8 protein-coding genes are annotated in these 13,752 nt (G+C 74.5%); all 8 read left to right on the top strand.

Going from position 1 to position 13,752, the window contains the following annotated elements:
- Positions 1–3 precede the first annotated feature (3 nt).
- The 8 genes from BCD48_RS25225 to BCD48_RS25190 all read left to right on the top strand — a co-directional run bounded on the left by BCD48_RS25225 (position 4) and on the right by BCD48_RS25190 (position 13,634).
- Positions 4–1,860, top strand: coding sequence for a bifunctional uroporphyrinogen-III C-methyltransferase/uroporphyrinogen-III synthase (locus BCD48_RS25225; RefSeq protein WP_071050860.1), 1,857 nt, complete (start codon positions 4–6; stop codon positions 1,858–1,860).
- A 157-nt stretch (positions 1,861–2,017) separates the two neighbouring features.
- Complete coding sequence (gene hemB / locus BCD48_RS25220; protein ID WP_071050859.1) at positions 2,018–3,034, top strand: porphobilinogen synthase; 1,017 nt, start codon at positions 2,018–2,020, stop codon at positions 3,032–3,034.
- A 297-nt stretch (positions 3,035–3,331) separates the two neighbouring features.
- Complete coding sequence (locus BCD48_RS25215) at positions 3,332–3,535, top strand: heavy-metal-associated domain-containing protein (protein ID WP_083419167.1); 204 nt, start codon at positions 3,332–3,334, stop codon at positions 3,533–3,535.
- A gap of 42 nt (positions 3,536–3,577) precedes the next feature.
- Positions 3,578–6,253, top strand: a complete 2,676-nt coding sequence (locus BCD48_RS25210) for a heavy metal translocating P-type ATPase (RefSeq protein ID WP_071050857.1) — start codon at positions 3,578–3,580, stop codon at positions 6,251–6,253.
- Positions 6,254–7,065: 812 nt separating this feature from the next.
- Positions 7,066–8,049: an ATP-binding cassette domain-containing protein gene (locus tag BCD48_RS25205; protein WP_071050856.1), complete on the top strand. Its 984-nt coding sequence runs from the start codon at positions 7,066–7,068 to the stop codon at positions 8,047–8,049.
- Positions 8,049–9,149 carry an ABC transporter permease gene (locus tag BCD48_RS25200; RefSeq protein ID WP_083419161.1) on the top strand — a complete coding sequence of 367 codons (1,101 nt, stop codon included), beginning with the start codon at positions 8,049–8,051 and terminating at the stop codon, positions 9,147–9,149. The genes BCD48_RS25205 and BCD48_RS25200 overlap by 1 nt, the downstream gene beginning before the upstream one ends.
- A 286-nt stretch (positions 9,150–9,435) precedes the next feature.
- A complete protein-coding gene (locus BCD48_RS25195; RefSeq protein ID WP_312622927.1) occupies positions 9,436–10,872 on the top strand; it encodes a glycosyltransferase in 1,437 nt (478 codons plus the stop codon).
- A gap of 161 nt (positions 10,873–11,033) precedes the next feature.
- Positions 11,034–13,634, top strand: a complete 2,601-nt coding sequence (locus tag BCD48_RS25190) for a hypothetical protein (protein ID WP_241841970.1) — start codon at positions 11,034–11,036, stop codon at positions 13,632–13,634.
- The last annotated feature ends 118 nt before the right edge of the window (positions 13,635–13,752 follow it).

Here is a 13,752-nt window from a genome sequence, read left to right as displayed (position 1 = left end):
GTCATGGCCACCCGACGAACGAAAAAGCCCGTGTCCCCGGTAGCCCTCGTGGGCGCCGGGCCCCGTGACCCCGGCCTGCTGACCGTGCTGGCCGTCGAGACCCTCAACGCCGCCGACGTCGTCGTCGCCGACCCGGATGTCGCCCCCGGCATCCTCGAGCCGCTCACCGCCGAGGTGCTGCGGATCGGCGACCTGGACGCGCCGAAACCGATCCGGGACGCGGAGGCCGCCACCGCGGCGGTTGTCAGCCGGGCACGAGCCGGCGACAAGGTCGTCCGGCTCTACGCGTCCGACCCATGGCTGACCCGGATCGGCGCGAACGACGCGCAGTCGCTCGCGAAGGCCAAGATCCCGTACAAGGTCATTCCCGGTGTCGCGACCGGCGCCGCTGTCTCCACATACGCGGGCGTCGCCCCCGGCCTGCCGGTGACCTTCGCCAGCACCAGCGGGGTGTTCTCGTCCAGCGGAGAGCTGCCGGTCGCCTCGCCGTTCGGGCCGGACACGGGCGGCCTCGGCTCGTCGCCGTTCGGGTCGTCGCGCGGGCTGATCGGCCGCCCGCTCGGCGGCACCCTGGGCGGTGGGCTTGGCGGCGGCCTGGGCTCAGGAAGCCTGGGCTCCGGCGGGCTGGGCGGTGGGCTTGGTGGCGGCCTGGGCGGCGGCCTCGGCCTGGGCGGGGGGTTCGGCGGCCTGGGCGGCGGGACCGTCGCGGGCATGTCCGACGTGGACTGGGCTGGCCTCGCCCAGACCCCGGGCACGCTGGTGATCACCGCGGCGCCCAGCGAGATCGGCAAGGTCGCCACGGCGCTCGTCGAGCATGGCCGGCCGGGTGACACCCCGACGGCCGTCACGGTCGACGGCACCACCACCGACCAGCGCACCGTCAGCTCCACCCTCGACCGGATCGAGACCGACTGCGCACCGCTGCTGGCCAACTCGAGCCAGCCGCCGACCCAGGTCGTCCTGTCGATCGGTCCCGTGGTCGCGACCCGCGCCAAGCTGTCCTGGTGGGAGACCCGGGCACTGTTCGGCTGGACCGTCCTGGTGCCGCGGACCAAGGAGCAGGCGGCTGTCCTGTCGGACCTGCTGCGCTCGCACGGCGCGAGCCCGCTGGAGGTGCCGACGATCGCCGTCGAGCCGCCGCGCACCGCCGCCCCGATGGAGCGCGCGATCACCGGCCTGGTCTCCGGCCGCTACCAGTGGGTGGCGTTCACGTCCGTCAACGCGGTCAGGGCCGTGCAGGAGAAGGTCGAGGAGCGCAGCCTGGACGCCCGCTCGTTCGCCGGCGTGAAGGTCGCCGCGATCGGCGAGGCGACGGCGGACGAGCTGCGCGCCTTCGGCATCCGGCCCGACCTGGTGCCCTCCGGCCAGCAGTCCAGTGAGGGCCTGCTCGCCGACTGGCCGCCGTACGACAGCTCGCTCGACCTGCTCGACCGGGTGCTGCTGCCGAGGGCCGACATCGCCACCGAGATCCTGGAGGCCGGGCTCAAGGAGCGCGGTTGGCAGGTCGACGACGTCACCGCCTACCGGACGGTGCGTGCCGCGCCGCCGCCCGCGCCGATCCGCGAGGCCCTCAAGGGCGGCCGGGTCGACGCCGTGGTCTTCACCTCGTCCTCCACGGTGCGCAACCTGGTCGGCATCGCCGGCAAGCCGCACGAGACGACCGTGATCGCGTGCATCGGCCCGAAGACCGCCGAGACCGCCCAGGAGCTGGGCCTGCGGGTCGACGTGCAGGCACCGGAGTCGACGATCTCCGCGCTGGTCGGCGCGCTCGCGGAGTTCGCCGCCGAGCACCGCGAGGAACTGGGCAAGGTCGGCCCGCTGGCCGCCCGCCTGCCCAAGCCCCGGCGGGGCCGGCGATGAATCCTGTGGTCGCCTGCCGTCGTGCCGTTCCGGTTGGGTTGTTGGCCGGCTTCTACGGCTTCCTTGCGATCGGTTCGGGTCTGGCTGTCGGGCCCCGGTCGCGTTGTGGTCGGGTCGCCTGGCGGCCGGGGGCTGGCGGCCCGTCGAGGGACGACCGGTGAGCGCCGCGGCCGGGCTGGGCGGCGGCGTTGGTTTCCCGCTGGCGCGGCCGCGGCGGCTGCGGCGCACGCCCGCGCTGCGCCGCCTCGTCGCGGACGTCCGGCTGCACCCGGCGGACCTGGTCCTGCCGGTGTTCGTCAAGGAGGGCGTGACCGAGCCGGTGCCGGTGGTGTCCATGCCGGGCGTCGTCCAGCACACCCGCGACTCGCTGCGCAAGACCGCCGCCCAGGCGGCCGAGGCCGGCGTCGGCGGGATCATCCTGTTCGGTGTGCCCGCGGTGAAGGACGGCCGCGGTTCCGCGGCGGACGACCCGGACGGGATCGTGCAGCTCGCGATCGCCGACCTCGTCGCCGAGGTCGGCGGATCGGTCGCGATCATGGCCGACCTCTGCCTGGACGAGTACACCGACCATGGCCACTGCGGGCTGCTCACCGAGACCGGCGACGTCGACAACGACGCCACCCTGGAGCGGTACGCCTCGATCGCGGTGGCGCAGGCGAACGCGGGCGTCGAGGTGGTCGCGCCGAGCGGGATGATGGACGGCCAGGTCGGCGCGATCCGCGCCGCCCTGGACGGTGCCGGCTACCGCGACCTGCCGATCCTGGCGTACTCGGCGAAGTACGCGTCGGCGTTCTACGGCCCGTTCCGGGAGGCCGCCGAGTGCGCGCCCCAGTTCGGCGACCGGGCCGGCTACCAGCAGGACCCGGCCCGCTCGGCCGCCGAGGCGCTGCGGGAGGTGGCGCTGGACCTGGCCGAGGGCGCGGACGCGGTGATGGTCAAGCCCGCGCTGGCGTACCTGGACATCCTGCGGGCGGTGGCCGACACGGTGGACGTGCCGGTGGCGGCCTACCAGGTCTCCGGGGAGTACGCGATGGTCGAGGCCGCCGCCGCGAACGGCTGGGTCGACCGCGACCGGATCATCCACGAGACGCTCACCGCGATCCACCGCGCCGGCGCGGACATCATCCTCACCTACTGGGCAACCGAGGTAGCCACCAGGCTCGCCCACGGTTAGCGCCGCGTCCGGCCCATGTGGGTGGCCGGCCGGCCCGCTCGCCCGGAATGGGCGTTTCTCATCCCGCTTGACTCCGTCGGCGGCCTCGGCGACAGATGCCGAGGCCGCCGAGGCATTTCCTGGCGGCTCGGCCCATGCGGTCCCACCACCTCCTGGTGACGTCCTCCTGGTGACGTCGTGACGCTCGGCGGACACCTCGAAGGCACACATCTCTGGTTCACAGATACCCCCTGGGGGTATCATTGTGGGGCCGCCGGAGGATACCGGCGGGACCGGATACGAAGCATGGAGGAAGCCATGGTCGCCAGCACGTACACCGTGACCGGGATGACCTGTGGGCACTGTGTGAACGCCGTGACCGAGGAGCTATCCCACCTGTCGGGGGTCTCGGGGGTCCTGGTCAGCCTCGCGTCCGGCACGGCCGAGGTGACCAGCGAGGCTCCCCTTGATCGCGAGACGGTGCGGGCCGCCGTCGAAGAGGCTGGTTATCAGCTCGTGTGACGTGCGGGCGCGACCACGCGTGCCAGGGGCGGGAGGACCATGATGGCCGCGATCCGGGAACTCGACCCGATGAGCGCGGGCGACACCGTCGAGCTGATGGTCGGCGGGATGACCTGCGCCTCCTGCGCGGCCAGGGTGCAGCGCAGGCTGAACAAGCTGCCGGGCGTCGACGCGGCGGTGAACTACGCGACCGAGCGTGCGACCGTCCGGCTGGTCGGCCACGACGGTGAGCCGACGACCGACGCGTACGCCGGCGGCGCCCGGGATGGAGCGCGGGCGAACGCGACGACGGCTGGCGGTGCTGGCGGTGCTGGCGGTGCCACGGCGGGTGGGACGCTGACCATCGCCGACCTCGTCCAGGCGGTCGAGGCCGCCGGCTACACGGCCGCGCCGCTCACCCCGGCCGGCACGCGCGGGCAGACCGACGGGCCTGGTTCCGGCGGGTACCCCGGCCGTGCTCAGGACAGTCATCCTCAGAGCGGCCACGATCACGGATCCGGGTTCGACGCGGCGAATCCGCCGACCGTCGACGCGATCGCCGAGGCCGAGACGCGGGAGGCCGCCGAGACCCGCCGGTCGTGGACGCGGCTGTGGGTGAGCGCCTCGCTCGCCGTCCCGGTGATCGTGCTGGCGATGGTGCCGCCGGCGCAGTTCCCCGGCTGGCAGTGGGTGTCGCTGGGGCTCGCCGCGCCCGTGGTCGGCTGGGGCGGGCTGCCGTTCCACCGGGCCACCTGGCGCAATGCCCGCCACGGCGCGGTCACGATGGACACGCTGATCTCGCTCGGCACGCTCGCCGCCTTCGGCTGGTCCCTGTACGCGCTGGTGTTCGGGGACGCCGGCATGATCGGCATGCGGCACGGCTTCGACCTCGCCGTCGGCTGGACGGGCGGCGGCCCCGGGGAGAGCCTCGACACGATCTACTTCGAGGTGGCGGCCGGCGTCACGGTGTTCCTGCTCGTCGGCCGGTACCTGGAGCTACGGTCGCGCAGGCGGGCCGGGGCGGCGCTGCGGGCGCTGCTGGAGCACGGAGCCCGGGACGTCGCCGTGGTGGGCCCGGACGGGGCCGAGCGACGGGTGGCGGTCGAGACACTCGCCGTCGGCGACCTGTTCGTGGCCCGGCCGGGGGAGCGGATCGCCACCGACGGGGTCGTCGCCGAGGGATCGGCCGCGATCGACACCAGCCTGGTCACCGGCGAGTCGGTGCCCGTCGACGTCGGGCCGGGCGCGGCGGTGACCGGCGGGACCGTCGCGGGCGGGGGCCGGCTCGTCGTGCGGGCCACCCGGGTCGGCGCGGACACCCAGCTCGCGCAGATGGCCAGGATGCTCGCCGCCGCCCAGTCGGGCAAGGCCGAGATCGCCCGGTTGGCCGACCGGGTGTCGGCGGTCTTCGTCCCGGTCGTCCTCGTGCTCGCCGTCGCGACCGTCGCCACCTGGCTGGCCATCGGCCAGCCGGTGGCCGCCGCCTTCACCGCCGCCGTCGCCGTGCTGATAGTCGCCTGCCCCTGCGCGCTGGGCCTCGCGACGCCGATGGCCCTGCTGGTCGGCACCGGGCGCGGTGCCCAGCTCGGCATCCTGATCCGCGGGCCGGAGGTGCTGGAGTCGACCCGGCGGGCCCAGGTCGTCGTGCTCGACAAGACCGGCACGGTCACCACCGGCCGGATGAGCGTCGTCGAGGTGCGCCCTGCCCCCGGATCCGCGGCCGCCGGCATCACCGCGGGCGAGGTGCTGCGCCTGGCGGGCGCCGTCGAGGCGGCCAGCGAGCACCCGATCGCCCAGGCGATCGCCGCGGCCGCCGGCGTGGCCGAGGCAGCCGGTTCGGCCGGGACAGCCGGCGTGGCCAGCTCCGGCTCGGCGCTCGCCGCGCCGGCGGTGACCGACTTTGTCGCGCTGCCCGGTCTCGGCGCCGGCGGCACCGTCGACGGGTGTCGCGTGCTCGTCGGCCGGGCCCGGCTGCTCGCGGAGCGGGGCGTGCCGGTCGACGAGGATCTTGCCGCGTGGCAGGTGACCACCGAGGCCGCCGGCCGCACCGTGGTGCTCGTCGCCTGGGGCCCGGCGCCGGACCGGCCGCCGCGGCTCGGCGATGCCGGTGCCGGTGGCGCTGGCACCGCGGGCGCTGCCGGCGCGGTGGGCCTGTGTGCCCGGGGCGCTGTCGTGGTCGCGGATACCGTGCGCCCGAGCGCGGCCGACGCGGTCGCCGCGCTATGCGGGCTGGGGCTGCGGCCGATGCTCGTGACCGGTGACGCGGAGCCGGTCGCGCGGGCCGTCGCCGCCCAGGTCGGGATCGACGCGGCGGACGTCGTCGCGGGCGTGCTGCCGGCAGGCAAGGTCGAGACCGTTCGCGGGCTGCAGGCCCAGGGGCTGGTCGTGGCCATGGTCGGTGACGGGGTGAACGATGCCCCGGCGCTCGCCCAGGCCGACCTGGGGCTCGCGATGGGCACGGGTAGTGACGTCGCGATCGAGGCGGGTGACCTGGTGCTCGTCGGCGGCGACCCGACGTCGGCGGCTGACGCGATCCGGCTGTCCAGGGCGACGCTGCGCACGATCCGCGGCAACCTGTTCTGGGCGTTCGCGTACAACGTGGCGGCGCTGCCGGTCGCGGCTCTCGGGCTGCTCAACCCGATGATCGCCGGCGCGGCGATGGCGGCCAGCTCCCTGTTCGTCGTCTCGAACAGCCTGCGGCTGCGTCGCTTCGCCCGCCACCCCGCCGATTCCGCCTGACAGTGGTCTTTACCGACTTTTGGTGACGAATCAGGTTCCCGCCGTTCGTCAGAACGCCTATGTTTGCGAACGCAACGGCACGGACAGATGCCACGATGTAGTCCTTGGTGGCATGTTTGCTGCGGTCTGGAATGGGATCGGCATACTTCGGTCGGATCCACGAAGCGGGCCGCAGCCCGCGCTGATCAGGGGGCGCCGGGCCGGCCGTTGGGCTGGTCCGCCGAGCGGAGGATCACCGAGACGCGGTCATGACCACGACCCATCCGGCGCGCAGACCCGCGCCACCGACGGAACCACCCGCTTCGGCAATTGAGCCGGAGCCACCCCCCGAACCCACGGATTCCAGCCCACAGCCGGACATCCCAGCCGCCGCCAAGCCCGACCAGCCGACCATCCCGGTCCAGCCGACCGCCCCCGACCAGCCAGCGACGACGGAGCCTCGTCCCAAGGCACGCCCGACGAGGGCGAAATCGCGTGCGACTGGCGGCAGTCCACGGACTCCGACCAGGAGACGCGCGGCGGTGGCGAAGCCGCGTGTGGCCGGGGATGATCAGCGATCTTCGGGAGACCAGCAGTCTCCCGCCGAAGGCGGCGCGGCGGTGGCAGAGCCGGGCGCGGCTGGGGGAGATGAGAGGACTCCCGCCGACGGCGGCGCGGAGACCGAGTCCGGTGTCGCCGGGGTCGATGACGTGGCTGGTGTCGAAGGCGGTGTTTCGGCGCAGCCAGAGGTGGCCGCGGTCGAGACTGATGAGAGGGCCCCCACCGAAGGCGGGGCGGCGGCGAAGCCTCGCGTGGCGGGGGGTGGTGAACCAGTGTGGGCGATCGACGCACACGAGCTGGTCAAGACCTACCGGGGGCGTCGGCGCGGTGATCCGCCGATTCGGGCCGTTCGTGGCGTCAGTCTGCGCGTTCCCGCCGGGACGATCTTCGGCCTGCTCGGCCCGAACGGCGCCGGCAAGTCGACCACGGTGCGAATGCTCGCGACGCTTTCCCGGCCGGATAGCGGGTCGGCCACCGTCGCCGGCCACGACCTGCTGCACAGCCCGTGGAATGTCCGCCGCGCGATCGGGATCGTGTCGCAGAAGACCGGCGCCGATCTCGACGCCACCGGCCGGGAGAACCTGCTGCTGCAGGGCCGGCTCTACGGCCTCGGCGGCGCCCCGCTCATCCGCCGCGCCGACGAGCTGCTGGCGCGTTTCGACCTTGTCGGCGCGGCCGACCGGCTGGCTCGCACCTACTCCGGCGGCATGCTGCGCCGCCTCGACGTGGCGATCGGCCTGGTCCAGCGCCCGACCGTGCTCTTCCTCGACGAGCCGACGACCGGTCTCGACCCGCACGCGCGGGCGGTGATGTGGGACGAGATCGCGGCGCTCACCGCCGACGGGCTGACGATCCTGCTCACCACCCACTACCTCGAGGAGGCCGACCGGCTCGCCACCCAGGTCGCGATCATCGACAGCGGTCAGGTGGTCGTGGAGGGCACCCCGGACGCGCTCAAGAGCGAGCTGCGCGGTGACGCCGTCGATGTGGACCTGGGCACGGAGCCGACCGCCGCCCAGGCCGAAAACCTGCGCGCCCGGCTCGCCGCTCTGCCGGGCGCGGTGGAGGTCCTGTTCGACGGACGCGCGGTGCGGACCCGGGTGGACGAGGGCGCCGTGAAACTGCCAGCGATCTTCGCGGCGGTGGATGGTGCGGGCCTGTCCGTCGTGGCGGCCACCGTGGCACGCCCGTCCCTGGACGACGTCTACCTGCGCCATGTCGGTCACCGGCTCGGCCAGTCCGGGGGGGTGGCCTGATGGCGACGGCACCCGAGCGCGCCCCGAACCAGCCGGAACCGGCGGTGGACGACGCCGCAGCGGTAGACGACCCTACAGCGATGGCCGACGTCACGGCGATGGCCGACGTCGCGGCGGTGGACGACCCCACGGCGGTGGACGATCCCACGGCGATGGACGACCCCGCGGTCTGGGATTTGTCCCAGATCCCGGAGATCGTGTCGCCGGGCTCCTCGGCCCCGGCCGCGGCGGCCCTGGCAGCGGCGGTGCCGGTCGCGGTGCCGGTCACGGTCCCGGTGCCGGTCGCGGCGGCGCCTGTCGGCGCGTTCGAGGGCGGTGTCGCCTACCCGGCCGGGTGGCGACAGTTCGGCGCGCTCACGGCCCGCATGGTGCGCGCGATGCTGCGCCATCCGGCGTTCCTCGCGATCACGCTGGTGCAGGCCGTGGTCTGGCTGCCGCTGTTCGGGTCGTTGTTCCGTGGCGTGGCGGCGATCCCCGGCTTCGGCGGCGGGAACTACATCGACTACCTGACCCCCGGCGTGGCGACGATGAGCGTGCTGTTCTCGGCCGGCTGGGCGGGGATCCGGTTCATCGACGACATGGAGAGCGGGGTGATGGAGCGGCTGCTGGCCTCGCCGACCAGGCGGTGGGCGGTGGTCGGCAGCATGCTCGCCTACCAGGCACTGCTCGTCGCCGTGCAGGTGACACTGGTGGCGCTGCTCGGCTGGGCGCTGGGCGCGAGCTTCCACTCCGGTGTTGTGGGCGTGCTGGTGATGATCGTCATGGCGGTCACGTTGAGCTCGGTGGTGACGGCGCTGTCGGGCGCGCTGGCGCTGGTGGTGCGCCGACGGGAGGCGCTGATCGCGGCGGCGAACATCCTGGTGCTGCCCCTGACGTTCCTGTCGAGCGCGATGATGCCCGTGCACCTGCTGCCTCATTGGATCCGCGTGGCGTCCGCCTACAACCCGGCGAACTGGGCGGTTACCGGCTCACGGACCGCCCTTGAGGCACATCCCGACTGGTTGTCCGTGCTGGGCTACTTCCTCGTGCTCGCCTCGCTGGCTGGTGTCGCTTCGGCAGTCGCGGTCCGCGCCTTCCGCGGCTACCTGCGCTCGCTGTGACATTGGTTCGCTCCGTCCGGGCGGCGCGCTCCGGCCCCTTCCCTTGCTTCGCGGCGGGAAGGGACCTCCGCGTGCCGTCCTCCTCCGCTCACGGGCGCTCCGGCGACCTCGCTGCGGCCCGACCCACTTCGCTTCGCTCGTGGGCCGGGCCTCCGCGAGGTGCGCCTCCGCGCCAGCTCGGGTAGGTAGGGGCTGCTACCACCCGGGGCGTGCGGGGGGCGTGTGCAGGCGGCGACTGCGCGCACGTGGCACGCTACGGAGGGTGACGGGGCAGACGGTTCTGACGGTGCTGACGGGCGTGGCGATCGTCGCGCTGGCCTCCTGGGTGTCGCTGGCGACGTGCTGGGGCGGGTACTGGCGGACCGACCAACGCCTGCCGTCCCGGCGCACACCGGCCAAGTGGCCCGCGGTCGCGATCATCGTGCCCGCCAGGGACGAGGCGGCCATGCTGCCGTTGACGCTGCCAACCCTGCTCGCCCAGGACTACCCGGGCCCGGTGACGCTGGTCCTCGTCGATGACGCGAGCACCGACGACACCGCCGAGGCCGCCCGCGACCTCGGCGCGCGGGAGCTCGCCCGCCGGGCCGCGGCGCGCGATGCCGGCGACCCCGCCGCGCTCGGCGGCGTCGGGCTCACCGTGCTCACGTCCACCCCGCCGCCGCCCGGCTGGACCGGCAAGCTGTGGGCGCTCCAGCATGGCGTGGAGTTCGCGGGCGAGGCCGAGTTCGTGCTGCTCACCGACGCCGACATCGCGCACCGGCCGGGCTCGCTGCGCGCGCTCGTCGAGGCGGCGACGACGCACCGGCTCGACATGGTCTCCCAGATGGCCCGGCTGAACGTCACCACCCGCTGGGAGCGGCTCGTCGTCCCGGCCTTCGTGTACTTCTTCGCGATGCTCTACCCGTTCCGCTGGTCGAACCGGCCGCGGTCGGCGATCGCGGCGGCGGCGGGCGGCTGCTCGCTCGTCCGCCGCGGGGTACTGGTCGACGCGGGCGGGCTCGCGGCGGTGCGCGGTGCGGTCATCGACGATGTGGCGATCGCCCGGCTGGTCAAGAAGGCCGGAGGGCGGACGTGGCTCGGCCTTGCCGACCGGGTCGACAGTGTGCGGCCCTACCCGGCGCTCGCCGACCTGTGGAACATGATCGCCCGCACTGCCTACACCCAGCTGCGCCACTCGATCGCGCTGCTCGCCGCGACCGCCGTCGGCATGCTGCTGCTGTTCGCCGTGCCGGTTGTGGCGGCGGTGACCGGGCTCGCGGCCGGTGACCCGGTGCTGGCGGCGCTCGGAGCGGCCGGCTGGCTGGTGCTTGCCGGGACCTACCTGCCGATGATCCGCTACTATCGCCAGCCGCCGCCCGCGGCGCTGCTGCTGCCGGTGACGGCGATGTTCTACCTGGCGATGACCCTCGACTCGGCCCGCCGCCACCGCGCCGGTCGCGGCGCCGCCTGGAAGGGCCGCACCTACGGCGCCGCGGCCGCCGGGCCGTCCGGCGGGTCCGACGCCGACGTGCTCGCCGCCGCGGACGCGGTGCCCGCCCGTGCCACCGGTCCCGCCGCGGACCAGGTCGACGCGCTGCGCCGGCTTCTGCTCCCCGAGCAGCCGCCCACCCGTGACCGAACCAGCGCCCCGCGCCGGGTCCGTGGCGCCGTCGTCGGCCAGCGCAAGCCTGTCGACGAGGATCCGGAACCCACCTCATCGGGCACCGGCCACGACCCTCGATAGCGGCGGTTGTCCGCCAGCTTGCGCAAGGGGTCCGGTTAGCCGGTACTTTCCAGGAAAGGCCGCGACCGGGCGCGCCCCGCCTCCGTTACCCGATCGGAAACCTCACGCGCGCCGGGCGCGCGGCCGGTCACGTCCTATTCGGATGGGGGCGGCGAAACCACGTGAGCAGTAATCCGGGCGATCCCCAACAGGCCGGCCAGCCGGCCGGCTGGAACTGGCCACCGACAGCCCTCGGCCCGGCCGACAGGCCGGTCGAGGGCCCTCCGCCGCCGCCCATCCACCCGCCAGTCGTCGGCGTGGCCGCTCCCGCGCCAGGGCCGGCCGCGGGTCCTCCGATCGCCCCCTGGCACACGACCGCGCCCGTCATCGCCGGCCCCCCGCCCCCGCCCCCGCCTGCGCGGCCGCCCGCGCCGCCCGCGGGTGTCGCGCCGTGGGGCGGCGGGGGCGCCGCCGCGCCGGTGCCCGCGCACTGGGCGCAGGTGCGGGGACGGGTCGTGTTCGACAGCGCATGGTGCGCGCTGCGAGAGGGGCGGACCAGCGGCTTCTCGATGATCGGCAGCCGCCAGCTGCTGCTCACCGACCTGCCGGCGGTGTACGTGCACGACACCGGCGGGTTCGGCGCCGCGGTCCTGAGCACGTTGGAGCCGGCCTTCGACCCCGTCGCGACGGTCGAGCTCCACGAGGGCAGCACGCGGCTCGCCGTCGACGTCGCGTTCCCCGACGGGCGGACCTACCAGGCCGCGACCGTCACCCCGCTGCCGCCGGAGCTGCGCGCCGCGCTCACCGGCCTGTTCGGCCGGCTGCTGCCGGACGCGTGGTCGACGGCGTTCGTCAGCCCGTGCGCCATGTCCGTCACGCCGCACTACGAGCAGGACCCGGGCGCCGACGCCACCCTCAAAGCCGCCGCGCCCCCGGTCGCCGTGGCCCCACCTCCCGCCGATGCCGCCACCGGCGGGCTCTCCGCGGCCACCGTCAGGGGCGCCGCCGCCAAGGTCGCGGCCGCCGCCCGCGGCGCGTCCGCGAGCGAGGGGCAGGCGGGCACCCCCAGCGCCCCCGACGGGGAGCTCACCACCTACGTCGTCGTGAAGGACGGCCGGCTCGAGCTGCGCTCCCGAGGACAGACGATCATCGACTGGCCGCTCAACCGGGTCGCCGTCGAGCCGGCCGGCCCCACGAGCGCGGCGGTGCGCGGCGGTGCCGTGCTCGACGGCCGGTTCCTCACCGGCGTGACGCTGCACCTGGCCACTCCGGAGGTGCTCGCCGCCTTTCTGGCCACCGCGCACGCCGAGCGGCGCGAGGCCGAGCCCGCGGCCATCGGAACCTCCGCGCCGGTGTGGGCGAGCGGGCTGGGCGGCGACGCGGCGCGGGGCCGGGCGGACTGCGTCCTCGGTGACACCGTGCTGGAGCTGCAGCCGCGCGAGAGCGTCACGGCGCTTACCCGGTTCGAGCTGACCGACTCCCGGCTGCGGGTGGCCGGTTCGGCGCAGCGGTTCGTCATTTTTGACCCGGAGCACGGCCCGGTGGTCGTGGAAAGTGACTCGGAGGCATTCGGCCAGCGGGTGGGGGCCCACCCGGGGGTGCGGTCGGCGGCCGAGCGGACGCTGGCGGCCGGCCCCTACCCGGCCGAGCTGGCGGACGGGGGGCCGGTCGCCTGCGCGGTCGCGGCCGGCGCGTTACGGGTGAAGGGCCCTGGTGCCGACCTGCGGGTGCCGTTCCCGGAGATCCTGTCCGTCGAGGGCACCGCCGACGCGGCACGCGCCAGCCTGCGGGTGGCGGCCGCGGGCGCGGACGTCACGGTCGTCGGCCAGCTGGAGCTGGTCCGCGCGCTGCACACGGACATCGTCGCCGGCAACTACGCCACCGAGGACCCGCGCCACCTTCCCGACATGCTGCGGGCAGCCGCGGGCCTGGAGGACGACTACTTCCTCTACACGATCTTCGGCCCGTTCTACGAGCTGCACGCCGCCCTGCTCGGCGACGCGGCCGCGGGCGACCTGGCCGTCCCGGTGACGCTGCCGGCGGACGACGAGGGCCAGCTGCGCACCGCCGCCGCGCTGTCGGAGGGCCTCGACGAGCTGCGGCGCCACCTCGACCAGGTCGGCTCGGTCCTGCCCGCCTTCATCCGCCACCGCGACGCGCTGCTGCTGGCGCCGGCCACGGGTGGACGGGCGGAGCCGGAGTGGCTGAAGGCTCAGGAGAGCCGGCTGCGAGCGGCGCTCGCCCCCGCACAGCGCGCGGCGGCCGAGACCGGGGCGCTGTCGGCGCAGGTGCAGCGCCTGATGGACCTCGACCCGTCCGCGCTGCCGAAGGCCAACTACGCGGGCGCCGCGGTCGCGCTCGGAGCGGCACTGCTGAACCCGGTGTTCCTGGTTTCCGGCGCGACCCAGGCGTTCAGTCAGTACAACCAGCGGGCGCAGCGGTCGGCTCTGATGAGCGCGCAGGCGGTGAGTGGTTGGGCGAGCGCCCTCGACCGGTGGAACACGCTGGTCACCGCCACACTCCCGGTGCTCGGCTATGTACTGACCGAGAACCTGTTCGCGTTGCGCTGGGAGACCGCCCGCCGGCTCGCCGAGGAGCTGCGGCACGCGGCGCCGGCGGCGCGGGGGGCCGCGATGGGCGGGGTCGCCCGGCGGCTCGCCCGGCTCGACGTGCTGCGTCGCTATCCGGCGGGCACCGGCATCCGGCTCACCCGTGGTGAGATCGCGCACCATCTTCGTGCCGCGCGCGACTCGGTCAGCACCCCGCGGTTCGTCGACTTCTGATTCCCACAGTGACTTTGGAACATGCCGCCGGGTACGCGAAGGAAGAGCATTTTCGCGCACCCTTTGGCCCTCCAGTGACTTTGGATCATGGCCGCCGGGTACGCGAAGGAAGAGCATT

Source organism: Pseudofrankia coriaricola (assembly GCF_001854805.1).
Classification (GTDB): Bacteria; Actinomycetota; Actinomycetes; order Frankiales; family Frankiaceae; genus Pseudofrankia.
Note: the sequence above shows the minus strand (reverse complement) of the source record. Positions and strands in the feature narration are given on the sequence as shown.